At 72.1% G+C, this 23,473-nt stretch carries 25 protein-coding genes; 22 read left to right on the plus strand and 3 right to left on the minus strand.

Annotation, left to right across the window (positions count from 1 at the left end; genetic code table 11):
- Positions 1 to 26: 26 nt before the first annotated feature.
- Positions 27 to 764, minus strand: a complete 738-nt coding sequence (locus NOO62_RS38775; protein ID WP_268768850.1) for an SDR family oxidoreductase — start codon at positions 762 to 764, stop codon at positions 27 to 29.
- Positions 765 to 1,101: 337 nt separating this feature from the next.
- On the opposite strand from NOO62_RS38775, the gene NOO62_RS38780 reads away from it, so the two are divergent.
- From NOO62_RS38780 to NOO62_RS38835, 12 genes are all read left to right on the plus strand, one after another.
- Positions 1,102 to 1,548 (plus strand): carboxymuconolactone decarboxylase family protein, encoded by a 447-nt coding sequence (locus tag NOO62_RS38780; protein ID WP_268768849.1) that lies wholly within the window; start codon positions 1,102 to 1,104, stop codon positions 1,546 to 1,548.
- A gap of 179 nt (positions 1,549 to 1,727) precedes the next feature.
- Positions 1,728 to 2,399: a sulfotransferase family protein gene (locus NOO62_RS38785; RefSeq protein WP_268768848.1), complete on the plus strand. Its 672-nt coding sequence runs from the start codon at positions 1,728 to 1,730 to the stop codon at positions 2,397 to 2,399.
- A gap of 287 nt (positions 2,400 to 2,686) precedes the next feature.
- Positions 2,687 to 4,225 (plus strand): alpha/beta fold hydrolase, encoded by a 1,539-nt coding sequence (locus tag NOO62_RS38790; protein WP_268768847.1) that lies wholly within the window; start codon positions 2,687 to 2,689, stop codon positions 4,223 to 4,225.
- A 181-nt stretch (positions 4,226 to 4,406) separates the two neighbouring features.
- Entirely contained in the window at positions 4,407 to 5,909 is a 1,503-nt protein-coding gene (locus NOO62_RS38795; RefSeq protein ID WP_268768846.1) for an FAD-dependent monooxygenase, read from the plus strand.
- A complete protein-coding gene (locus NOO62_RS38800) occupies positions 5,906 to 7,399 on the plus strand; it encodes an FAD-dependent monooxygenase (protein ID WP_268768845.1) in 1,494 nt (497 codons plus the stop codon). The genes NOO62_RS38795 and NOO62_RS38800 overlap by 4 nt, the downstream gene beginning before the upstream one ends.
- Positions 7,400 to 7,451: 52 nt before the next feature.
- Positions 7,452 to 7,988, plus strand: a complete 537-nt coding sequence (gene cysC / locus NOO62_RS38805) for an adenylyl-sulfate kinase (RefSeq protein ID WP_268768844.1) — start codon at positions 7,452 to 7,454, stop codon at positions 7,986 to 7,988.
- Positions 7,985 to 8,932, plus strand: a complete 948-nt coding sequence (cysD, locus tag NOO62_RS38810; RefSeq protein ID WP_268768843.1) for a sulfate adenylyltransferase subunit CysD — start codon at positions 7,985 to 7,987, stop codon at positions 8,930 to 8,932. The genes cysC and cysD overlap by 4 nt, the downstream gene beginning before the upstream one ends.
- Positions 8,932 to 10,257, plus strand: a complete 1,326-nt coding sequence (locus tag NOO62_RS38815) for a sulfate adenylyltransferase subunit 1 (protein WP_268768842.1) — start codon at positions 8,932 to 8,934, stop codon at positions 10,255 to 10,257. Before cysD ends, NOO62_RS38815 begins: the two co-directional genes overlap by 1 nt.
- Positions 10,245 to 11,357, plus strand: a complete 1,113-nt coding sequence (locus NOO62_RS38820) for an aliphatic sulfonate ABC transporter substrate-binding protein (protein WP_268768841.1) — start codon at positions 10,245 to 10,247, stop codon at positions 11,355 to 11,357. The genes NOO62_RS38815 and NOO62_RS38820 overlap by 13 nt, the downstream gene beginning before the upstream one ends.
- A 19-nt stretch (positions 11,358 to 11,376) precedes the next feature.
- The gene (locus tag NOO62_RS38825; RefSeq protein ID WP_268768840.1) at positions 11,377 to 12,165 is read left to right on the plus strand and encodes an ABC transporter ATP-binding protein; all 789 of its coding nucleotides are present in this window, start codon (positions 11,377 to 11,379) and stop codon (positions 12,163 to 12,165) included.
- Complete coding sequence (locus NOO62_RS38830; protein ID WP_268768839.1) at positions 12,152 to 13,039, plus strand: ABC transporter permease; 888 nt, start codon at positions 12,152 to 12,154, stop codon at positions 13,037 to 13,039. Before NOO62_RS38825 ends, NOO62_RS38830 begins: the two co-directional genes overlap by 14 nt.
- A 146-nt stretch (positions 13,040 to 13,185) precedes the next feature.
- Entirely contained in the window at positions 13,186 to 14,262 is a 1,077-nt protein-coding gene (locus NOO62_RS38835; protein ID WP_268768838.1) for a ParB/RepB/Spo0J family partition protein, read from the plus strand.
- Between the two features lie 28 nt (positions 14,263 to 14,290).
- Here NOO62_RS38835 and NOO62_RS38840 read toward each other — a convergent pair whose 3' ends face one another.
- Positions 14,291 to 14,527, minus strand: a complete 237-nt coding sequence (locus tag NOO62_RS38840) for a DUF6059 family protein (protein WP_268768837.1) — start codon at positions 14,525 to 14,527, stop codon at positions 14,291 to 14,293.
- Positions 14,528 to 14,767: 240 nt separating this feature from the next.
- Here NOO62_RS38840 and NOO62_RS38845 point away from each other — a divergent pair, with 240 nt between their 5' ends.
- Complete coding sequence (locus NOO62_RS38845; RefSeq protein ID WP_268768836.1) at positions 14,768 to 14,896, plus strand: hypothetical protein; 129 nt, start codon at positions 14,768 to 14,770, stop codon at positions 14,894 to 14,896.
- A gap of 53 nt (positions 14,897 to 14,949) precedes the next feature.
- On the plus strand, positions 14,950 to 15,366 hold the full coding sequence (locus NOO62_RS38850; RefSeq protein WP_414930745.1) for a pyridoxamine 5'-phosphate oxidase family protein: 417 nt from the start codon (positions 14,950 to 14,952) through the stop codon (positions 15,364 to 15,366).
- Positions 15,367 to 15,395: 29 nt separating this feature from the next.
- On the opposite strand, the gene NOO62_RS38855 is transcribed toward NOO62_RS38850, so the two are convergent.
- Positions 15,396 to 15,863 (minus strand): nuclear transport factor 2 family protein, encoded by a 468-nt coding sequence (locus tag NOO62_RS38855; protein WP_268768835.1) that lies wholly within the window; start codon positions 15,861 to 15,863, stop codon positions 15,396 to 15,398.
- 175 nt (positions 15,864 to 16,038) lie between these two features.
- On the opposite strand from NOO62_RS38855, the gene NOO62_RS38860 reads away from it, so the two are divergent.
- The 8 genes from NOO62_RS38860 (at position 16,039) to NOO62_RS38895 (ending at position 23,472) form a co-directional block, all read left to right on the plus strand.
- Positions 16,039 to 17,514: an FAD-dependent monooxygenase gene (locus tag NOO62_RS38860; RefSeq protein ID WP_268768834.1), complete on the plus strand. Its 1,476-nt coding sequence runs from the start codon at positions 16,039 to 16,041 to the stop codon at positions 17,512 to 17,514.
- Between the two features lie 218 nt (positions 17,515 to 17,732).
- Complete coding sequence (locus NOO62_RS38865; protein WP_268768833.1) at positions 17,733 to 18,428, plus strand: antibiotic biosynthesis monooxygenase family protein; 696 nt, start codon at positions 17,733 to 17,735, stop codon at positions 18,426 to 18,428.
- Between the two features lie 89 nt (positions 18,429 to 18,517).
- Positions 18,518 to 18,847, plus strand: a complete 330-nt coding sequence (locus NOO62_RS38870) for a TcmI family type II polyketide cyclase (RefSeq protein ID WP_268768832.1) — start codon at positions 18,518 to 18,520, stop codon at positions 18,845 to 18,847.
- Entirely contained in the window at positions 18,844 to 20,115 is a 1,272-nt protein-coding gene (locus tag NOO62_RS38875; protein ID WP_268768831.1) for a beta-ketoacyl-[acyl-carrier-protein] synthase family protein, read from the plus strand. The genes NOO62_RS38870 and NOO62_RS38875 overlap by 4 nt, the downstream gene beginning before the upstream one ends.
- Positions 20,112 to 21,323, plus strand: a complete 1,212-nt coding sequence (locus NOO62_RS38880; protein WP_268768830.1) for a ketosynthase chain-length factor — start codon at positions 20,112 to 20,114, stop codon at positions 21,321 to 21,323. Before NOO62_RS38875 ends, NOO62_RS38880 begins: the two co-directional genes overlap by 4 nt.
- Positions 21,324 to 21,396: 73 nt before the next feature.
- Positions 21,397 to 21,666 (plus strand): phosphopantetheine-binding protein, encoded by a 270-nt coding sequence (locus NOO62_RS38885; RefSeq protein WP_268768829.1) that lies wholly within the window; start codon positions 21,397 to 21,399, stop codon positions 21,664 to 21,666.
- Between the two features lie 13 nt (positions 21,667 to 21,679).
- On the plus strand, positions 21,680 to 22,465 hold the full coding sequence (gene fabG / locus NOO62_RS38890; RefSeq protein ID WP_268768828.1) for a 3-oxoacyl-ACP reductase FabG: 786 nt from the start codon (positions 21,680 to 21,682) through the stop codon (positions 22,463 to 22,465).
- Positions 22,466 to 22,527: 62 nt separating this feature from the next.
- Entirely contained in the window at positions 22,528 to 23,472 is a 945-nt protein-coding gene (locus tag NOO62_RS38895; RefSeq protein WP_268768827.1) for an aromatase/cyclase, read from the plus strand.
- The last annotated feature ends 1 nt before the right edge of the window (position 23,473 follow it).

Raw genomic sequence — 23,473 nt, forward strand, 5'->3', positions numbered from 1 at the left:
AGCCCGCGGCGCCCGCGGCGCACCTGCTACCAGGGCACCGGCCCGTCCTCCGACAGGGAGGCACCCGTGGGCCCCGCCGCGTCCAGGAGCGCCAGCCGTACCGCGATCACGGCGCCCTGGGCGGGCGTGCGCTGCCCCCGGTGGCCGTTGATGTCGGTGGCCACCACGCCGGGGTGGGCCGCGTTCACCTTGATCGGCGTGTCCCGCAGCTCCTTGGCGTAGGCGAGGGTGAGCGCGTTCAGCGCGGTCTTGGAGGACTGGTAGGCGAGCATGTTGACGTGGGCCATGGGGGAGGCCGGGTCGGCGTTGAGGGCGAGTGATCCCAGGTGGCTGGACATGTTGACGATGCGCCCGGCCGGCGCGCGGCGCAGCAGCGGCAGCATCGCGTTGGTCACCGTGACCACGCCGAAGACGTTGGTCTCGTACACCTCCCGCAGGTCGCCCGCGGCCGCCAGGCTGGGCGCGCCGGTGAACCGCCCGGCGATCCCGGCGTTGTTGACCAGGATGTCCAGGCGGCCGTAGCGCTCTTCGATGAGGGCGGCGGCCTCGGCCACGCAGGCCTCGTCGCGCACGTCGATACGCAGCGGCACCGCCGTGATGCCGCACTCCGCCAGCGCGGTGCTCGCCTGCTTGCCGCGCACCTCGTCCCGGGCGCCGACCAGGACGACGGCTCCCCGCTCGCCCAGCTGCCGTGCGGTCTCCTGCCCGATGCCCTTGTTGGCGCCGGTGATGAGCGCGATCTTCTCGAGGGGCACGTCTGTCATCCCTTCTGTCGTCAAGGGGGTTCCGTCGTAAAGGAAGGGGTGGGGGTGGGTCACGCCATGCGCGGTGAGCCCACCGAAGAGTCACACAGTTCGCCCGGCACTCCCCGACGCCGTCGTGAACGCCGGGGATGTTCAACTGCGGACACGGCGCGGTCGAACACCGGGCGTACGCCGCCCTGTTCGCCCGGCACTTGCACGGACGCCCGGGGCGGCGGCAGCCTGGTGGGCCGGCACTCGCCGCCGCCCGCCCCGCCCTACCTCCGTGCCCCCGTGCCCCCTGTCGCCGGGCGGCGCCGGAGCGGTGACGGCGCGGGCCCGACTCACAGGAGACGCCCCGATGCCACCCCGGATGAACAACCCTTCGCTGGTCGTGCCCGACGCCCTGCAGCCCCTGCTCGACCTGACCGCGGTCATCGGCAAGGTCGGCGTCCCCCAGCGGACGCTCGACCTCATCCGGCTGCGGGTGAGCCAGATCAACGGCCGCATCTACACGATCCCCGACGACCTGGGGCAGGCCGCCGAGGCCGACACCCGCCTGCCCCAGGTCGCCGAGTGGCGCGAGGCGACCTGCTTCACCCCCGCCGAGCGCGCCGCGCTGGCGCTGGCCGAGGACGCCACCGAGCTCAGCGGCCGGGAGGACGCGGTGCCCGACGAGGTCTGGCAGGACGCGGCCGCCCACTACACCGAGGAGGAACTGGCCTCCCTGGTCGTCCACATCGGCCTGGTCAACTGCTGGAACCGCATCAACGTCGCCACCCGGCAGGTGCCCGCGGCCTGGCGCTGACCCGCCCGCACGCCGCCCCGGGCCCGCCCGTGGCGCTGACCCGTCCCGCACGCCGCCCCGGACCCGGCCCGTGCGGTGACGAGGGCCTGTCACATCTGCGCGCCGCCGGGCGTCATAGCAGTGACGGCCGGCCCCTCATGCACCACCTGACCACCCCGCCGCAGGGAAGGAACCGCACCGTGTTGAAGCTCATCAACGCCGGTCTCGGCAGGACCGGGACCACGTCACTGCAGGTGGCGCTGGAACAGCTCGGTTACGGCCCCTGCTACCACATGTTCGACATCGTGGGCGACGAGAAGCGCCTGGAGCAGTGGGAACGCATCATCTGCGAGGGACAGCAGCCCGACTGGGACGCGGTGTTCGAGGGCTACACCTCCGCGGTGGACGGCCCGCCCTCCTTCTACTACGACCAGATCATCAAGGCCTTCCCCCAAGCCAAGGTCGTCCTGACGGTGCGCGACGCGGACGGCTGGTACGAGAGCACGTACAACACGCTGTACCAGTTCGTCCTGAAGAACAAGGAGACCCCGCCCGAGCAGGGGACCCGCCAGGCCCGGGTCTTCCGCATGACCAACGTCATGACCTGGGAGGGGCTGTTCAAGGGCCGGTTCTCCGACAAGGACCACGCCATCGAGGTCTACCACCGCCGCAACCAGGAGATCATCGACGCGGTCCCCGCGGACAACCTCCTGGTCTACGACGTCACCCAGGGCTGGGAACCGCTGTGCACGTTCCTGGGCACCGACACCCCGGCGACGGAGTTCCCGCACGCCAACACCACCGCGAACATGCGCGAGCGGATGCAGCAGATGGCCGCCGGCGGCCCGCCCGCCCCCGGCAGCGCGCGATAACACCACCCGCACCGCACCCTTTTCTTTCCTTTCCCCCGCGGACAGCCCATTACCGGCTGACCGCGGGGGCTTTTTTCGTGTGCGGCGGACAAGTCCCGCTGTTCCGGCCCGATACCGCCGTTCCAGCCCCGCTCGACCGCCGGTCATTGTTCAACCGTAGTTGTTTTCACGCCACTTCCCGCACCCGATAGTCTCGCGCCGCCCCCTGGACCCGCCCGAGAAAATCGGCTTCGCCGGCCTGCCCGCATATCGGCCCGGCGGCGTATCTGCCTCAAGAAGGGGATTACGTGAGGAAGTTCCTAGCAATTACGGCGGCGGCCGCCACTGCCCTGGCGGGAACGGTCGCCGCGGCGCCCGCGAAAGCCTCGCCCGAGCGGCCGGTGTCCACCATTGCCTGGTCGCCCTGCCCGGACAACGACCCCGTCGTCGGCGGCCTGCTCAAGGGCCTCGAATGCGGCACGCTCGCCGTCCCGCTCGACCACACCAAGCCCCGGGGCCGCACGCTCGAGCTGGCGCTGACCCGCGCCCGGCACACCGCCCCCGACGCGCAGTACCAGGGCATCGTGCTGCTCAACCGCGGCCAGTGGCCCGGCCAGTTCGGCCGCGACCTGCCCACCCGGTTCGCCAAGGGCACCTCCGGACTCTCCCCGGCCGTCGGCGCCACCTACGACTGGATCGGCTTCGACCCGCGCGGCACCGGCGCCAGCGAACCGCAGATCACCTGCGCGCCGGAGTACGTCTGGCCCGGCCGGGCCCGCGCCGACCTGGTGCCCCGCACCGCCGCCGAGGAAAACGCCTGGCGCACCAAGGCCCGCGCCTTCGCCGCCAGCTGCGGCCGCGCCCACGGCGACACCCTCAACTACTTGAGCACCAAGGACACCGCCCGCGACCTGGACCTGATCCGCAGCGCCCTGGGCCAGGAGCAACTGACCTACTTCGGCTGGGACTACGGCACCTACCTCGGCTCGGTCTACGCCTCGATGTTCCCCCACCGGGTGCGCCGGATGGTCCTGGACACCGTGATGCTGCCCGGCGACGGCTGGTACAAGAACGTCCTGGACCAGAACGCGACCTTCGAGAAGAGCGCCGAGAACTACTTCTCCTGGATCGCCCGCAACGATGCGACCTACCACCTGGGCACCACCCGCGCCGCCGTCGAGGCGAAGTACTACGAGGGCATGGACAGGCTGCGCACGGCCCCCCTGGACGGCAAGATCGGCCCGGCCGAGTACACCGAGGTCTTCCTCATCGACCTCTACCGCCGCTCCGCCTGGAGCGGCCACACCAAGGCCCTGGCCGACTGGGTGCTGCGCGGCGACGCCACCGGCCTGAAGGCCGCCTTCAACGAGCCGGGCTACCCCACCCAGAACAAGCAGGCCATGTACAACGCGGTGCAGTGCACCGACACGCCCTGGCCGCGCGACTGGCAGCGCTGGCACCGCGACTACAGCCGCGACTACCGCTCCGGCAACACCTTCCTGACCTGGTATAACGCCTGGTACAACGCGCCGTGCGCGTTCTGGCCGGCGCCCGCGGGCACCCCGCAGAAGATCGGCGCCGAGAACGTCGACGCCCTGGTCGTGCAGGGCGAGCACGTCGCCGGGTCCCCGCTGGCCGGCGCCCGCGACATGCACCGCAGGTTCCCCGACTCCCGGCTGCTGGTGGAGCAGGGCGGCTACGAGCACGAGACGTCCCTGTCCCGCAACGCCAACACCTGCATCAACACCGTGGTCGACGCCTACCTCAAGGACGGCAGCCGCCCGGCCGCCGCCAGGGGCGCCGACGCCGTCTGCCAGGCGGGCCCGCCGCCGGACCCCGCCCCGTAGAAAAAAGCCCGTAGAAATCGCCTATGAAGTCCGCCCGCCGCGTTCAACCGTGGAAAATCAGCGGTTGAACGCGCGGGCGGGCGCCCCGACTTATGAATTCAGTACCGTCATTGCAGCCGAACATGCTGATGTGTAGTTTGACATCGACGATTCCTCAGCCGCCCCGCGTGGAAGGTCAACAATGGAAACTGGCGTAATAATTGTCGGTGCCGGTCCGGTCGGATTGATGCTGGCCGGCGAACTCCACCTGGGCGGTGTGAATGTCACCGTCTTCGACAAACTCCCCGCCCCCTCCGGGGAATCCCGTGCGCTCGGCTTCAACCGGCGCGCGGCGGAAACCCTCGACCAGCGCGGACTCCTGGCCGGGCTCGGTGCGTTCCGGTGGGGCCCGATGGGCCACTTCGGCGGCGTCCGTTTCGACCTGGGCATGCTGGAGGAGGACCACAGCGGCGTCCTGGGACTCTCCCAGGCCCGCACCGAGGACATGCTGGCCGCCCGGCTCACCGAGCTGGGGGTGGTGGTGCACCGCGGGGTCGAGGTCACCGGGGTGCACGAGGAGAGCGACGGCGTCGTCGTCACCTGCCAGGGGCCCGAGGGCCCCGGCGAACACCGCGCCCGCTACGTGGTGGGCTGCGACGGCCCGCACAGCACCGTCCGCGCGGCCGCCAACATCCCCGCCCGCCACTGGGAGGCCACCCGCGGCATGTACACCGCGGAGCTCACCGGGGTCACGCTGCGCCCGCGGCCCATCGGGGAACGCCTGCCCGGCGGCCACATGGTGGTGTGCACCCCGCTGGGCGAGGGCCGCTGCCGCATCGTCGTCCACGACAAGGACCTGCCCCCACACCAGGACCCCGCCACACTGACGTTCCCCCAGATCGCCGACGCCTGGCAGAAGTTGACCGGCGAGGACATCCACCACGCGAGCGCGCAGTGGATGTGGGCCTGCAACAACGCGGCCGCCCTGGCCACGGAGTACCGGCGCGGGCGGGTGCTGCTGGCGGGCGATGCCGCACACGCCATGCCGCCGCTGGCCGCCTGGGGACTGAGCGCCGGGCTGCAGGACGCGGCGAACCTGGGCTGGAAGCTGGCCGCGCACCTGGCCGGCCGGGCGCCGGAGCACCTGCTGGACACCTACCACGGCGAACGCCACCCCGTCGGGGAGCAGTTGATCCGCAACGCGCAGGCGGCGTCGATGCTCTACCTCGGCGACGCCGCCATGGATCCGCTGCGCGGCGTGCTGGGCGAGCTGATGGAGCACAAGGAGGCCGCCGGGCAGCTGGCCGGCATCGTCAGCGGGCTGGGCATCGGCTACGACCTGGGGCCGGGGGAGCACCCCCTGCTGGGCCGGCGCATGCCGCCGCAGCAGGAACTGACCCGCCCCGAGGGCACCCGCACCCGCGTCGCGGAGCTGCTGCACAGCGCCCGCGGCGTCCTCATCCTCACCGAAGGCACCGCCGCCGCGGACAAGACGGCCCACCTGGCCGCCGACTGGAGCGACCGCGTCGACGTCGTCACCGCCACCTGGACCACGAAAGCGGCCACAGCGACCGAGGCGGTCCTCATCCGCCCCGACGGCTACGTCGCCTGGACCGCGCCGGGCAGCGACCGCGACCTGACCGACGTCCTTGGCCACTGGTTCGGCACCCCCGGCACCACCCACCGAACAGGAGCGCGAGCATGAGCAGGGACGTGATCGTCGTCGGCGCGGGCCCGGTCGGACTGATGATGGCCGGCGAACTGCGCCTGGTCGGCGCGGATGTCGTCGTCTACGAGAAGCTGCCCGCCCCGGCCCGCGAGTCCCGCGGCGCCAGCCTCACCCGCCGCGCCGTCGAGAGCTTCGACCAGCGCGGCCTGCTCGCCCGGCTCGGCGCCACCGAGCCCGCCGACGCCCACTTCGGCGGGGTGCCCATCGACCTGGACCTCCTGGAGGAGGACCACAGCGGCGCCCGGGGCGTCTCGCAGTTCCGCACCGAGCGGATGCTGGAGGACTGGGCGGGCGACCTCGGCGTGCCCATCCGCCGCGGATACGAGGTCACCGACCTGGACCAGAGCCCCGACGGCGTCGAGGTGACCCTGAAGGGGCCACAGGGACCCGGCCGCGACAGCGCCCGCTACCTGATCGGCTGCGACGGCGGGCGCAGCACCGTCCGCAAGCTGGCCGGCATCGACTTCACCGGCCCCGAGCCCACCCGCGGCTTCTACACGGCCGATGTGACCGGCATCGAGACCCGCCGCCGGCGCATCGGGGAGAACCTCCCCGACGGCAGCATGATCATGGCGATGGACCTGGAGGACGGCGTCACCCGGGTGGTCGCCTACGAGCGCGGCATGCGCCCCAAGGACCGCGAGGCCCTCTCCTACGCCGAACTGGCCGACGCCTGGCAGCGGCTGACCGGCGAGTCCATCCACCACGGGCAGTGCCGCTGGATCAGCTGCTTCACCGACGCCTCCCGGGTGGCCGCCCACTACCGGCGCGGCCGGATCTTCCTGGCGGGCGATGCCACCCACGTCCAGCCGCCCGCCATGGCCCAGGGGCTGAGCGTGGGCGTGCAGGACGCGGTGAACCTGGGCTGGAAACTGGCCGCGGTGCTGGCCGGCCACGCCCCCGACACCCTCCTGGACACCTACCACGCCGAGCGCCACCCGATCGGAGAGCAACTGGCGCGCAACGCCCGCGCCGCGATCGAACTGCGCCTGACCGGCCAGGAGATGGCCCCGCTGCGCGAGGTACTGGGCGAACTGCTCACCCACAAGGACGCGGCCGCCCACCTGGCCGGCGTCCTCAGCGGCCTGGGCATCCGCTACGACATGGGCCCGGGCGCCCACCCCCTGCTGGGCCGGCGCATGCCGCCGCGGCAGGAACTGACCCGCCCCGACGGCACCCGCACCCGCGTCGCCGAACTGCTGCATCCCGCCCGCGGCGTACTGATCACCACCGACGGCGCGGACGGCACCGGCGGCAAGGCGGCCCAGCTCGCCAAGGACTGGACGCACCGCATCGACCTCGTCACCGCCACCTGGAGCACCCACCCCGCAGGCCCGGCCCCGCAGGCCCTCCTCATCCGGCCCGACGGCTACGTCGCCTGGACCGCGCCCGGCAGCGACAGCGACCTCACCGACGCACTGACCCGCTGGTTCGGCGCCCCGCACCCGCCCGCCCGGCCGCTCTGACCCGCGCACCCCGCCCCGGCGACCACCCCCGACCCCCCCCCAGGAGATGCCCGTGAGGACCGGAGTCACCGTCTGGCTCACCGGCCTGCCCAGCGCCGGCAAGACCACCATCGCCTACGAGCTGGCCGCCCGGCTCCGCGCGGAGGGCCACCGCGTGGAGGTCCTGGACGGCGACGAGATCCGCGAGGCGCTCTCGGCCGGCCTCGGCTTCTCGCGCACCGACCGCCACACCAACGTGCAGCGCATCGGCTACGTCGCCGAACTCCTGGCCCGCAACGGCATCCTGGCGCTGGCCCCGGTGATCGCGCCGTACACCGACAGCCGCGAAGCGGTGCGCAAACGCCACGACAGCAACCACACCCCCTACCTCGAAGTGCACGTCGCCACCCCCCTGGAGGTGTGCAGCGCACGCGACGTGAAGGGCCTGTACGCGAAGCAGGCCGCCGGCCACCTGACCGGCCTGACCGGCGTGGACGACCCCTACGAGGAGCCCGCGGCACCCGACCTGCGCCTGCACGCCCAGCACCAGAGCGTTCAGGAGTCCGCCGCCGCCGTGCACGCCCTGCTCACCGAAAGGGGACTGTTATGACACCGGCCCTCGATGCGGTGACGGCCGCCGGCGGGGGCGGCGAGAGCCCTTACGCCCTCTCGCACCCCGACGCCCTGGAATCCGAGGCGGTGCACATCCTGCGCGAGGTGGCGGGCGAGTTCGACAACCCGGTGCTCCTCTTCTCCGGCGGCAAGGACTCCATCGTCATGCTGCACCTGGCGCTGAAGGCGTTCACCCCCGCGCCGGTGCCCTTCGCGCTGCTGCACGTGGACACCGGCCACAACTTCCCCGAGGTGCTTGCCTTCCGCGACCGCGTCGTCGCCGAGCACGGCCTGCGCCTGCACGTCGCCCTGGTGCAGGACTACATCGACCGCGGCGTGCTCAAGGAGCGCCCCGACGGCACCCGCAACCCACTGCAGACCCGCCCGCTGACCGACACCATCCAGCGCGAACGGTTCGACGCGGTCTTCGGCGGCGGCCGCCGCGACGAGGAAAAGGCCCGCGCCAAGGAACGCGTGTTCTCCCTGCGCGACGAGTTCTCCCAGTGGGACCCGCGCCGCCAGCGCCCCGAGCTGTGGAACCTGTACAACGGCCGCCACCTGCCCCGCGAGCATGTGCGGGTCTTCCCGCTGTCCAACTGGACCGAGCTGGACGTGTGGCAGTACATCGCCCGCGAACGCATCGAGCTGCCCGCCATCTACTTCGCCCACGAACGCGAGGTGTTCCAGCGCCACCACATGTGGCTGACCGCCGGCCCCTGGGGCGGCCCCGAAGAGGGGGAGCGGGCCGAGAAGCGCCGGGTGCGCTACCGCACCGTCGGCGACATGTCCTGCACCGGCGCGGTGGACTCCGACGCCGACACCATCGACAAGGTCATCACGGAGATCGCCGCGTCCCGCCTCACCGAGCGCGGCGCCACCCGCGCCGACGACAAGCTCTCCGAGGCCGCGATGGAAGACCGCAAGCGCGAGGGGTACTTCTGATGAGCGTTCTGAGCGACACCGCCGCCGACACACTGCGCTTCGCCACCGCCGGCTCCGTCGACGACGGCAAATCCACCCTGGTCGGACGGCTGTTGCACGACTCCAAGTCGGTCCTGGCCGACCAGCTGGAGGCCGTCGCCCACGCCTCCCGCAACCGCGGGCAGGCCGCCCCCGACCTGGCGCTGCTCACCGACGGCCTGCGCGCCGAACGCGAGCAGGGCATCACCATCGACGTCGCCTACCGCTACTTCGCCACCCCCAGGCGCCGCTTCATCCTCGCCGACACCCCCGGCCACGTGCAGTACACCCGCAACATGGTCACCGGCGCCTCCACCGCGGAACTGACGATCATCCTGGTCGACGCCCGCAACGGCGTCGTCGAACAGACCCGCCGCCACACCGCCATCGCCGCCCTGCTGCGCGTCCCGCAGATCGTCCTGGCCGTCAACAAGATGGACCTCGTCGGCTACCAGGAGCCCGCCTTCGCGGCGATCGCCGAGCAGTACACGGCCTACGTCAAGGAGCTGGGCGGCCCGGAGGTCACCGTCATCCCCATCTGCGCGCTGGCCGGCGACAACGTCGTGGACTCCTCCGCGCACATGGACTGGTACAGCGGCCCCACCGTCCTGGAACACCTGGAGACCGTGCCGCTCAGCGACCACCTGGCGCCCCTGACGGCCCGGCTGCCCGTGCAGTACGTGATCCGCCCGCAGAGCCCCGGCCACCCCGACTACCGCGGCTACGCCGGCCGCATCGCCGAGGGCACCTTCCGCACCGGCCAGCAGGTGCGCGTACTGCCCTCGGGCCGCACCTCCACCATCACCGCCATCGAACGCCTGGGCCGCCCCGTCGAGACGGCCTGGGCCCTGCAGTCGGTGACCGTGCTGCTCCACGACGACCTCGACATCTCCCGCGGCGACCTGATCGTGCCGGCCGCCGACGCACCCGCCACCACCCGCGAGGTGACCGCGACCGTCTGCCACGTCGCCGACCAGCCGCTGACCACCGGCCACCGGGTGCTCCTCAAACACGGCACCCGCACCGTCAAGGCCCTGGTCACCGACATCCCCTCCCGCCTCACCCTGGAGGACCTCTCGCCCTACCCGCACCCCGGGCAGCTCGTCGCCAACGACATCGGCCAAGTGCGCCTGCGCACCGCCGAACCGCTGCCCCTGGACACCTACGCCCACTCCCGGCGCACCGGCTCGTTCATCCTCATCGACCCGGCCGACGGCACCACCCTGACCGCGGGCATGGTCGGCGAGTCCTTCGCCCTGCCGGACCCGGCCGCCCACGCCGCCAAGGACGAGGGATGGGACTTCTGACCCGGCGCGCCGCCCCCGCCCTGCTGGCCGCACTGCTGCTGCTGGCGCCCGCCGGCTGCGGCTACGGCTCGCAGGCCAAGGACGAGGACACCGTGCGGATCGCCGCCGGCGCACAAAAGATCGACGGCCTGGACTCGGTACGGATCGGCTACTTCGCCAACCTCACCCACGCCACCGCCCTGGTCGGCAACCGGCAGGGCTTCTTCCAAAAGGCGCTGGGCGCCACCCGCGCCCGGTACGCCACCTTCAACGCGGGCCCCTCCGAGATCGAGGCCCTGAACTCCGGCTCCCTCGACATCGGCTGGATCGGCCCCTCCCCGGCGATCAACGGGTTCACCAAGTCGGGCGGCACGAACCTGCGGATCATCGGCGGCTCCGCCTCCGGCGGCGTGAAACTCGTCGTGAACCCGAAGAGGATCACCTCCCTGGACGACGTCAGAGGCAAGAGGATCGCCACCCCGCAGCTCGGCAACACCCAGGACGTCGCCTTCCTCAACTGGGCCTCCCAGCAGGGCTGGCAGGTCGACGCGCAGAGCGGCACGGGCGAGGTGACCGTGGTGCGCAGCGACAACAAGGTCACCCCCGACGCCTACCGGTCCGGCTCCATCGACGGCGCGTGGGTGCCGGAGCCGACCGCCTCCAAGATCGTCGCCCAGGGCGGCAGGGTCCTGCTGGACGAGAAGAGCCTGTGGCCCGGCCACACCTTCGTCATCACCAACATCATCGTGTCGCAGAAGTTCCTCACCCGGCATCCCCGGGTCGTCGAGGCGGTGCTGAAGGCGTCGGTGGACACCAACCGGTGGATCGAGGAGCACCCCGGCCGGGCCAAACGCGCGGCCAACCGCCAGCTGGAGGCCGACGCCGGCAAGGCCCTGCCCCCGCAGGTCCTGGACCCGGCCTGGCAGTCCATCGACTTCACCGACGACCCGCTGGCCGCCACCTTGCGCACCGAGGCCGCACACGCCGTGCGGGCCGGCCTGCTCAAGCGCCCCGACCTGTCCGGCATCTACGACCTCACCCTGCTCAACAAGGTCCTCAAAACCGCCGGGCACCGCCCGGTGGACGACGCCAACCTCGGCGTGCGCCAACCCCCTCGCTGAGTTCCTGGAGGTGACCACCATGACCGCGACCCTCGACAAGGCCACCGGCGCCGCCGCGACGGCCCGCCACGCCGCCCGCCTCGAGCACGTCTCCAAGTCGTTCACGGGCCCCGCCGGGCCACAGCTCGTCCTGGACGACATCAGCCTCGCCGTCGCACCCGGCGAGTTCGTCACCCTCCTGGGAGCCTCCGGCTGCGGCAAATCCACCCTGCTCAACCTCGTCGCCGGCCTGGACGAGCCCACCACCGGCGAGATCACCACCGACGGCCGGCCCGCCCTGATGTTCCAGGAACACGCCCTGTTCCCCTGGCTGACCGCCGGCAAGAACATCGAACTCGCCCTGAAACTGCGCGGCATCGCCCCCAAACGGCGCCGCGAACGCGCCGAGGAGCTCCTGGCACTCGTGCGCCTCAAGGGCGCCCACCACAAGCGGGTGCACGAACTGTCCGGCGGCATGCGCCAGCGGGTCGCGCTGGCCCGCGCCCTGGCCCAGGAGAGCCGCCTGCTGCTCATGGACGAGCCCTTCGCCGCCCTGGACGCCATCACCCGCGACGTGCTGCACGACGAACTGACCCGCATCTGGAGCGAGACACAGCTCTCCGTCCTGTTCGTCACCCACAACGTGCGCGAGGCCGCCCGCCTGGCCCAGCGCGTGATCCTGCTGTCCTCCCGCCCCGGGCGCATCGCCCGCGAATGGGCCGTGGACATCCCCCAGCCGCGCCGCATCGAGGACAGTGCCGTCGCCGAACTCTCCATCGAGATCACCGAACAGCTGCGGGGGGAGATCCGCCGACATGGCCAGTACTGAGACCGGCGCCCACAAGGACGGCAGCGACAACGACCTCGCCGGCCTGGACGCCCTGGAGACCCCCCAGCCCATCCGCACGCCCTTCACCCTCACCCTGAAGGAGAAGGTCCTGCCCCCGCTCACCGCCATCGCGCTGGTCCTCGCGGTGTGGCAGGGCCTCATCTCCTTCCACATCGTGGAGGACCCCAGCAAACTGCCCGCCCCCGGCGCCGTGTGGGACGTGGCCCGCCAGGCCTGGCTGGAGGGCGAACTCCTGGGCTACATCTGGACGTCCGTCTCGCGCGGCCTGTCCGGCTTCCTGCTCGCCCTGCTCATCGGCACCCCGCTGGGCCTGCTCGTGGCCCGCCTGAAGTTCCTGCGCGCGGCGATCGGCCCGATCCTGTCCGGCCTGCAGTCCCTGCCCTCGGTGGCCTGGGTGCCGCCCGCGGTGATCTGGCTGGGCCTGAACAACTCGATGATGTACGCGGTGATCCTGCTCGGCGCGGTCCCCTCCATCGCCAACGGCCTGGTCTCCGGCGTCGACCAGGTACCGCCGCTGTTCCTGCGGGCCGGCCGCACCATGGGCGCCACCGGCCTCAAAGGCACCTGGCACGTGGTGCTGCCGGCCGCCCTGCCCGGCTACGTCGCCGGCCTCAAACAGGGCTGGGCCTTCGCCTGGCGCTCCCTGATGGCCGCCGAGATCATCGCCTCCTTCCCCGACCTGGGCCTGGGCCTGGGCCAGCTCCTGGAGAACGGCCGCAACGCCAGCGACATGGCCATGGTCTTCGAGGCCATCCTGCTGATCCTGCTGGTCGGCGTCGCCATCGACCTGCTGGTCTTCAGCCCCCTGGAGCGCTGGGTCCTGCGCAGCCGCGGCCTGCTCGTACACCGCTGAAACCCGCCCCAACCGCAGTCCGACGACCATCGACCCACCCTCTACTGCGGCTAGAGAAACCGCTGCGACGCTCATCCGGAATGGCAGCAGAAAGGGCACACCGGATGGCTTTCAAAGACGGGCGGGCTACGGTGATCGCAGACAGTTTGAGTTCCGCCGCATTACGGTACGGGGAACCGGCGGCCGGTGAAGGAACCGGCCCGAGAATCGGCCCCCAGAACATCGAGAAGACACCGGCACAGGAACTCCCGGTCCATGCACTGTCGCCCGGACTGCACCTGCGCCAGGGCGGAATCAACACCGCCTATCTCCAATTGCTCGTCGAAGCGTCGGGCCGTACGGAATTACCGCCCGTACTCGTCCAGAAAGACGGCTGGCGGATCATCGACGGACTCCACAGGCTGGAGGCCGCGAAACTCTGCGGCGACCACAGCATAAAAGCACGGCTCGTCGAGTGCACCGACGCCGAAGCACTCGTACTCGCCATGAAGGCCAACAGTTCCCACGGACTTCCGCTCTCACGGGCCGACCGCATCGCCGGAGCCGAACGCGTCCTTCTCGCCCACCCCGAATGGTCCGACCGCGCCATCGCCAGCGTCACCGGACTGAGCGCCAAGACGATCGCCGTCCTGCGCGAACGCTCCGCGTGCGCCACCCCGCCCGGCGGCCAGCGCCTGGGCCTGGACGGCAAACTGCGCTCGGTCGGCGCCGGCGAGGGCCGCCGCCGCGCCGCCGCCTACATCCACGCCCACCCCGAGGCCACCCTGCGCGAAGTCGCCCGGGAGACCGAGGTGTCCCTGGGCACCGTCCACGACGTCAGCGCCCGCCTGCGCCGCGGGGTCAGCCCCGAACGCAACGGCCTGCGCGCACCCGGCGCGCACCTGACCCTGCACCCCGCCGACCGGCCCGCCGACACCCCGCCCACCGCGCACCCGGCCCCGCGCCCGGACCGGCACGCCCCGCCGCAGGCCGCCGAGGCGGCGCCCGCCTGGGAGACGGTCGCCGCCAAGGTCGCAGGCGACCCGTGCATCCGCTACACCGCGGGCGGCAAGGAGTTCCTGCAGTGGATGGCGCTGCACGCCGGCGACCCGGACGGCTGGCGCGAGCTCGTCAACGCCGTCCCCGCCCACTGGGTCGGCGTCATCGCGCCCATCGCGGAGAGCGTCGGCAGGGAGTGGAGCCAGTTCGCCGAGCGGCTGCGCAGCCGCCAGGAAGCCGTCTGAACCCCCACCGCCCACCCCCGCACGGCCTTCAGGGCCCGGCCTCCAGCTGCCGCTTGAGGGCCCGCTCCACCGGGGACAGGGCGACCTCCGGACACAGCCGCTCCGGATGACCCGCGGGCGGCCCGCCCCGCGGCGCGGCCTCGGGCGGCGCGGTGCCGGGCGGGGGAGTGTGCTCGGCGGGCTGCGCCCCCGAGATGTAGATGGCGCCATAGGCCTGCAAGGCCGCGTACACCTCGCGCCACACACGCCTGATCAAGCTGGCCATGAATCTCCCTCCACAGGGGCGTGGCCGCGTGGCGGCGCCGGCTCGGGTGCGCCAGGAGCCGTCACTGTGCGGGCCGCCGGTCGCACCGGGTTCGAAGCCGACTCAAGCGCCGCGGTGCGGTGTCGAGGCGGACTCGAGCCGCCCCTCCGCCCGGCCTCCAGAGCGCTTTGCCAACGTGGGCGGGTGGAGCAAGCCGGCTCCGCAGCCCCGCGGGGCGCACGGTCGCGGAAGGACAGGCCCATGGACGAGGCCGAACGTGAGCGGCAGACACGCGGTGTCGAGGGAGTCGCGCCGGTGCTCCGGCTGGCCGGGGTGGACGAGGAGGAGGACGATCCCGCGGAGTGCAACGTGGTCCGCGGAATCGACTGACCGGGTGCCGGGGCGCGCGTTGCGCCGGTGAGACGAACAAGGAGTCCAAGACGATGACGCTCTCCCCGCAGCGCGCCGGCGCGACGGCGATGTCCCCCGCGGCACGCCGGTTCCTCACCGCGCCGCACACCGGCGTGCTGAGCACGCTGCGGCCCGACGGCTCGCCCCACCTGACCCCGGTGCGCTTCACCTGGGACGCACCGGCCGGCCTGGCCCGCGTCCTGACCGTGAACACGACCCGCAAGGTCAAGAACGTGCTGGCCACCCCGCACGCACGCGTCGCGCTGTGCCAGGTGGACGGCTTCGCCTGGGTCTGCCTGGAGGGCACCGCCCGGATCCTCGATGCCCCCGAACGCATCGCCGAAGGGGTCCGCCGCTACACCGAGCGCTACTTCTCCGGGCCGCCGAACCCGCCCGGCCGCGTGGTCGTGGAGATCACCGTCGACCGGGTGCTGAGCCTCAACTGCTGACCCCCCGCCCGCGGCAGGCCCCCGGGCCATCAGCCGCGGGCGCCGGGCGGTACCCCGTCCACCCAGATCAGCCCGAACGAGAGCCGGGCCAGGCGCCAGCCGCCCGGAGTGCGGCGGGCCGCGCCGCTCACCGAGGTGCCGGTGGTGAACAACTCCGGGCCCGGGCCGCCGGGATGGTGCACGTGGGTGGAGAGCAGATTGGCGCGCAGGCTCGCCCCGTCACCCGCCAGCTCCACCACCGCAGGCGAGTTCAGATGCTGGGTGCGCGCGAAATTCTCCAGCGCGTCCCGGTGCCATGCGGCGAGCCCGGCCATTCCCTCGTGCCGGCTCAGCGGGAATGCGACCACCGCGTCCTCGGTGAACAGGGTGCGCGCCCACGCGTCATCGAGCTTTTCGGTGTCCAACGCCAGCAGATAACGGTCCAGCAGACCGCGCACGGTAAAGGCGTCCACCATGGCCGTGTCCGGAGTGAAGGATTCAGCTTCAGTCGAGGTCATGCTTGAGAATGGGCCCACACACCCGCCCCGACCAACCCCGCCTGTCAAAGATCTGACGTTGCCCGCACATTTCTGTAGTGGACTGCAAAAGCTGTGTACCGGCGTCCCTTTACCGGCCGCTCGGGCGCTGTCCATACTCGTAAAACATCAACCACAAGACGGCGGATGGGCGACGATGGACAATTATGACGCGGACGTGATCATCGTAGGTGCAGGACCCACCGGCCTTATGCTCGCCGGTGAGTTGGGCCAGCACGGAATTTCCGTTCTCGTGCTCGACAGGCTCGCCGAACCGATGCGGCAGTCACGCGCCCTCGGCTTCTCCGCGCGCACCATCGAGGAATTCGCACAGCGCGGACTGCTGACCCGCCTCGGCGAGGTCGACACCATCCCCGGCGGGCACTTCGGCGGCGTACCGCTGGACTACCAGGTGCTCAGCGGCGGTTCCTACGGCGCACGCGGCATCCCCCAGTCCCGCACCGAGGCGATGCTGGCCGGCCACGCCACCGAACAGGGCGCCCGCATCCGCCGCTCGGTGGAGGTCACCGGCCTCGGCCAGGACGAGCACGGGGTGACCCTGCACACGAGCGGCACCGGGACACAGGACGGCGGCCAGGAACTGCGCGCCCGGTACGTCATCGGGTGCGACGGCGCCCGCAGCCAGGTGCGCGCCGCCGCCGGCATCGACTTCCCCGGCACCGAACCGGCCATCGAGCTGCGCTTCGCCGACATCAGCGGGGTGCGGCTGCGGCCCCGCTTCGCCGGGGAACGGGTACCCGGCGGCATGATCATGGTGCTGCCGCTGGGCCCGGACCGCTGCCGCATCATCTACTACGACCGCAGCGAGCCGCTGCGCAAGAGCACCGAGCCGATCACCTTCGACGAGGTCGCCGACACCTTCCAGAAGCTGTCGGGCGAGGACATCCACGCGGCCACCCCGCTGTGGGTGAGCTCGACCACCGACGTGAGCCGACAGGCCGAGCGGTACCGGCACGGCCGGGTGTTCCTGGCCGGCGACGCCGCACACATCCACCTGCCCATCGGCGCCCAGGGCATGAGCGCCGGCGTGCAGGACGCGGTCAACCTCGGCTGGAAACTCGCCCTCGTCCTCAAGGACCTGGCCCCCGACACCCTGCTGGACACCTACCACAGCGAACGCCACCCGGTCGGCGCCCGCATCCTGACCAACACCCTGGCCCAGCGCATCCTCTACCTCGGCGGCGAGGAGATCACCCCGCTGCTCGACGTCTTCACCGAACTCACCCGCTACGACTCGGTCCAGCGCCACCTGGTCGGCATGGTCACCGGCCTGGACATCCGCCACGACGTCGGCGCGGGGGAGCACCCCCTGCTCGGCCGGCGCCTTCAGGACGGCGACCTGACCTGCGAGGGCCGGCCCACCCGCGTCCACGCCCTGCTGCACACCGGCCGCGGCGTACTGCTCGACCTCGGCGCCGACAGCGCGCTGCCGGCCGCCGCCAAGGCCTGGTCGGACCGCGTCGACATCGTCACCGCACGCCCCGGCCCCACCCTGCCCGCCGCCGAGGCGATCCTGCTGCGCCCCGACGGCTACATCGCCTGGATCGCGCCCGACCCGGACGCGCTGCCCCTGCCCGCCGCCCTGGAGCGCTGGTTCGGCCCCGCCGCCTGACCGCCCCTCGCCCGACCGCGCCCGCGGCGGCCCGACCGCGCTCCGGCCAAAGGACCGCGCTCCGGCCAAAGGACCGACCGCGCTCCGGCCAAAGGCCCGCGCCCCGGCTAAAGGACCGACCGCGGCCCGCACGGCCGCCGCCCGGCCCCGTGCCGCGGCCCCGGCCCCGCCCGCCGCGCACCCGCCCCTGACAGCCCGACAGGAAGAGACCCGACGCCATGCCCTACATCTCCACCCAGGACAAGCACCTGACCGTCCTCAACCTGTTCACCACCGACCAGCCGGAGAAGCAGGACAAGCTGATCCAGGAGATGCGGAAGATCGTCGACACCGCGGCGTTCGACGGCTGGATCTCCTCCACCGTGCACGCCGGACAGGACAGCCCCGGCACCGCCAACTTCATCCAGTGGCGCAGCGGCGAGGACCTGGAGAAGCGGTATGCGGGCGAGGAGTTCAAGCACCGCACGCTGCCCGTCTTCCAGGACATCACCACCTCGATCCGGCTGCTGCAGAGCGAGATCGTCCATACCCAGCGCCACCCCTCCCAGGGCGAGGCCACCGAGGTCTCGCCCGACCGCGACGACCACACCGTCATCGAGATCTTCAAGGTCTCCCAGAGCAACCAGGACGAGCTGATCGCCGAACTCGGCGAGGGCCAGTCCTGGCTCCTGGAGGTCGACGGCTACCGCTCGCACAGCGTCTTCAAGGGCCTGCGCGCCCGCTTCCTGGAAGGCCCCTTCGTCGTCGTCTACTCCCAGTGGGCGAGCAAGGCCGACTACGACGCCCACCGCCACCAGGCCACCGCGCGGCAGTCCGAGGCCCGCCAGAAGTCCGAGGCGCGCATCAACGCCCTGAAGACCGAGAGCGACTGGAACTCCTACCGGGTGATCCACAGCCGCGCCGCCGGCGCGTGAGCCGCCCGGCCGGCCGCGCGGGCCCCGCCCGCCGGCCGGTCCCGCCCCCTTCGACCACGGCGCACGGCGCCCACCGCAAGGAGCGAGGTATGCACAGCACGCTGATCGTGGCCCGGATGGCGATCGACTCCAGCCGCAGCGTCGCCGAACTGTTCACCGACTTCGACGCCACCGACATGCCCCACCGCATGGGCACCCGCCGCCGCCAGCTCTTCGCCTACCGCGGCCTGTACTTCCACCTCCAGGACTTCGACTCCGACGACGGAGGCGCCCGCATCGAACGCGCCAAGGACGATGCCCGCTTCGTGCGGATCAGCGACGACCTCAAGCCGCACATCGAGGCCTACGACCCGGCCACCTGGCGCTCCCCGGCCGACGCGATGGCCCAGCGCTTCTACTCCTGGGAGGCCGGCGCATGACGCAGCGCCGCGTCGTCATCACCGGCCTGGAGGTCCTGGCCCCCGGCGGCCTGGGCCGCAAGGAGTTCTGGCAGCTCATCAGCGAGGGCCGCACCGCGACCCGCGGCATCACCTTCTTCGACCCCGCCCCCTTCCGCTCCAAGGTGGCCGCCGAGGCCGACTTCTGCGGCCTGGAGCACGGGCTGAGCCCGCAGGAGGTGCGGCGCATGGACCGCGCCGCCCAGTTCGCCGTGGTCACCGCCCGCGCCGCCGTCCAGGACAGCGGCGCCGAGCTGAGCGAGCACGCCCCGCACCGCATCGGCGTGGTCGTGGGCAGCGCGGTGGGCGCCACCATGGGCCTGGACGACGAATACCGCGTCGTCAGCGACGGCGGCCGCCTGGACCTGGTCGACCACCGCTACGCGGTGCCGCACCTGTACAACTACCTGGTGCCCAGCTCCTTCGCGGCGGAGGTGGCCTGGGCGGTCGGCGCGGAAGGCCCCTCCACGGTCGTCTCCACCGGCTGCACCTCGGGCATCGACGCGGTCGGCTACGCGGTGGAGCTGGTGCGCGAGGGCTCCGTCGACGTCATGGTCGCCGGGGCGTCCGACGCGCCGATCTCCCCGATCACCATGGCGTGCTTCGACGCGATCAAGGCGACCACGCCGCGCCACGACGCACCCGAACAGGCCTCACGGCCCTTCGACAGCACCCGCAACGGCTTCGTGCTGGGCGAGGGCGCCGCCTTCTTCGTCCTGGAGGAGCTCGAGAGCGCCCGGCGCCGCGGCGCCCACATCTACGCCGAGATCGCCGGCTACGCCACCCGCTCCAACGCCTACCACATGACCGGACTGCGCCGGGACGGCGCGGAGATGGCCGAGGCCATCCGCCTGGCCCTGGACGAGGCACGGATGATCCCCGAGCAGATCGACTACATCAACGCCCACGGCTCGGGCACCAAGCAGAACGACCGGCACGAGACGGCCGCGTTCAAACGGGCGCTGGGCGAGCACGCCTACCGCACCCCGGTCAGCTCCATCAAGTCGATGGTGGGCCACTCGCTGGGCGCCATCGGCTCCATCGAGATCGCCGCCTCCGCGCTGGCCATGGAGTACGACGTGGTGCCGCCGACCGCCAACCTGCACACCCCCGACCCCGAATGCGACCTGGACTACGTGCCGTTGACGGCCCGCGACCAGCAGGTCGATGCGGTCCTGACGGTCGGCAGCGGCTTCGGCGGATTCCAGAGCGCGATGGTGCTCGCCCCGGCGCGAAGGAGCACCGTATGACTGCCGTCGCGGTCACCGGCATGGGCATCGCCGCCCCCAACGGCCTGGGCGCGGCCGACTACTGGGCGGCCACCCTCGGCGCGAAGAGCGGCATCGGCCGCATCACCCGCTTCGACCCCTCGAGCTACCCCGCCCAACTGGCCGGGGAGATCCCCGGGTTCGAGGCGGCGGAGCACCTGCCGGGCCGGCTGCTGCCGCAGACCGACCGCGTCACCCGGCTCTCGCTGGCCGCCGCGGACTGGGCGCTGGCCGACGCCGGGGTGGACGTGGCCGCCTTCGACCCGCTGGACATGGGGGTGGTCACCGCAAGCCACGCCGGCGGCTTCGAGTTCGGCCAGGACGAACTGCAGAAACTGTGGGCCAAGGGCAGCCAGTTCGTCTCCGCCTACCAGTCCTTCGCCTGGTTCTACGCGGTCAACAGCGGCCAGATCTCCATCCGGCACGGCATGAAGGGGCCCAGCGGCGTCGTCGTCAGCGACCAGGCCGGCGGCCTGGACGCCCTTGCGCAGGCCCGCCGCCTCATCCGCAAGGGCACCCCGCTGATCGTGGGCGGCGCCGTGGACGCCTCGGTGTGCCCCTGGGGCTGGGTGGCCCAGCTCGCCGGCGGCCGCATGAGCGACAGCGACGAACCCACCCGCGCCTACCTGCCCTTCGACCGCGACGCCCGCGGCTACGTGCCCGGCGAGGGCGGCGCCCTGCTCACCCTGGAACCCACCGAGGCCGCCCGCGCCCGCGGCGCCACCCTCTACGGCGAACTCGCCGGCTACGGAGCGACCATCGACCCGCCCCCGCACAGCGGCCGCCCCTCCACCCTGCGCACCGCGATGCGCACCGCACTGCAGGACGCCGCCGCCGCGCCCGGCGACATCGACGTGGTCTTCGCCGACGGCGCGGGCGTACCCGACCTGGACCGGGCCGAGGCCGCGGCGATCAGCGAGGTGTTCGGCCCGGGCCGCGTCCCGGTCACCGTGCCCAAGACGATGACCGGCCGCCTGCACTCCGGCGCCGCGCCCCTGGACGTGGCCTGCGCGCTCCTGGCGATGCGCGCCGGCCTCATCCCGCCCACCGTCCACATCGACCCCTGTCCCGAGTACGACCTGGACCTGGTCCTGTACCAGGCGCGCCCGGCCGCGCTGCGCACCGCGCTGGTGCTGGCCCGCGGCCACGGCGGGTTCAACTCCGCGATGGTCGTGCGCGCCGGACAGTGAACCGCCCCGCGGCACACCGGCGGCGCCCTGCCGCCTTGCCGGCCGGGCCCGAGACGAAGGAAGCAGACCAACCATGAGCGAGCAGCCCTTCACCCTGGACGACCTCACGCGCATCCTCGTCGAGGCCGCGGGCGCCGACGAGGCCGCCCCGCTGGACGACGACATCCTGGACACCGCCTTCGGCCTGCTGGGCTATGAGTCGCTGGCCCTGCTGGAGACCGGCGGCTGCATCGAGCGCGAGTACGGCATCGCGCTGGACGACGACACGCTGAGCGACGACCTGACCCCGAGGGAACTGATCCACACCGTCAACGAGCGGCTGGCCGCCGCCCGCGTGGCCTGAGAGGACACCCGCCATGACACAGACCGCCCCCCGCCTCGCCCTGGTCACCGGCGCCACCAGCGGCATCGGCCTGGCCGCCGCCCGCCTGCTCGCCCAGCAGGGCCACCGAATCTTCCTGGGCGCCCGCACCGACAGCGACGTCGTCGCCACCGTCAAGTCCCTGCGCAACGACGGCCTGGAGGCCGAGGGCCAGGTCCTCGACGTGCGCGACGGCGCCTCCGTCACCGCGTTCGTGGCCGCCGCCGTGGAGCGGTTCGGGCCCGTGGACGTGCTGGTCAACAACGCCGGCCGGTCCGGCGGCGGGGTGACCGCGCAGCTCACCGACGAACTGTGGGACGACGTCATCGACACCAACCTCAACAGCGTCTTCCGCATGACCCGCGCCGTCCTGACCACCGGCCGCATGCAGGAGGGCGGCCGCGGCCGCATCATCAACGTCGCCTCCACCGCCGGCAAGCAGGGCGTCGTGCTCGGCGCCCCCTACTCCGCCTCCAAACACGGCGTCGTCGGCTTCACCAAGGCGCTCGGCAACGAGCTCGCGCCCAGCGGCATCACTGTCAACGCCGTATGCCCCGGCTACGTGGAGACCCCCATGGCCCAGCGCGTGCGCCAGGGCTACGCCGCCGCCTACGACACCACCGAGGAGGCGATCCTCACCAAGTTCCAGGCCAAGATCCCCCTGGGCCGCTACAGCACCCCCGAGGAAGTCGCCGGCCTCATCGGCTACCTCGCCTCCGACACCGCCGCCTCCATCACCTCCCAGGCCCTCAACGTCTGCGGCGGACTCGGCAACTTCTGACCGCCCCGATCGCCCCGCCCCGATCGCCCCGCCCCGCCCGCCCCGTACGAGGAGCACCTGCCATGACGACGCGTCAGGTCGAGCACGAGATCACCATCGGCGCGCCCGCGGCCACGGTCTACCGCCTGCTGGCGGACGTGAGCCACTGGCCGCAGATCTTCCCGCCCACCATCCACGTCGAGCGCGAGGAGACGGGCGAGCACCAGGAGCGCATCCGCATCTGGGCCACCGCCAACGGCGAGCCCAAGAACTGGACCTCGCGCCGCACCCTGGACCCCGAGGGCCTGCGCATCGTCTTCCGCCAGGAGGTCACCACCGCGCCCGTCGCCGCGATGGGCGGCACCTGGATCGTCGAGCCGCAGGGCCAGGACACCTCCCGGGTGCGGCTGCTGCACGACTACCGGGCCATCGACGACGACCCGGCGGACCTGCGGTGGATCGAGAGGGCCGTGGACACCAACAGCACCGCGGAACTGGCCGCCCTCAAGGACAACGTCGAACACGCCCACGCCGCCGAGCGCGAGGACCTGGTCTTCTCCTTCACCGACACCGTGGAGATCAACGGCGCCGCCAAGGACGCCTTCGACTTCGTCAACGAGGCCGGGCGCTGGCCCGAACGGCTGCCGCACGTGGCCACCGTACGCTTCGAAGAACCCGCCCCCGGCCTGCAGATCCTGGAGATGGACACCCGCGCCAAGGACGGCTCGGTGCACACCACCAAGTCCTACCGGGTCGCCCTGGACACCCGCAAAATCGCCTACAAGCAGGTCACCCTGCCCGCCCTGATGACCCTGCACACCGGCTACTGGACCTTCACCGACACCGGCCGGGGCACCACCGAGGCCGCCTCCCAGCACACCGTGTCGATCAACACCGCCAACATCGCCAAGATCCTCGGCGACCGGGCCACCGCCGCCGACGCCCGCGCCTACGTGCACAGCGCGCTGTCCACCAACAGCCGCGCCACGCTGGGCCATGCCAAGGACTACGCGGAGCGGACCCACTGAC

The organism is Streptomyces sp. Je 1-369 (genome assembly GCF_026810505.1).
Classification (GTDB): Bacteria; Actinomycetota; Actinomycetes; order Streptomycetales; family Streptomycetaceae; genus Streptomyces.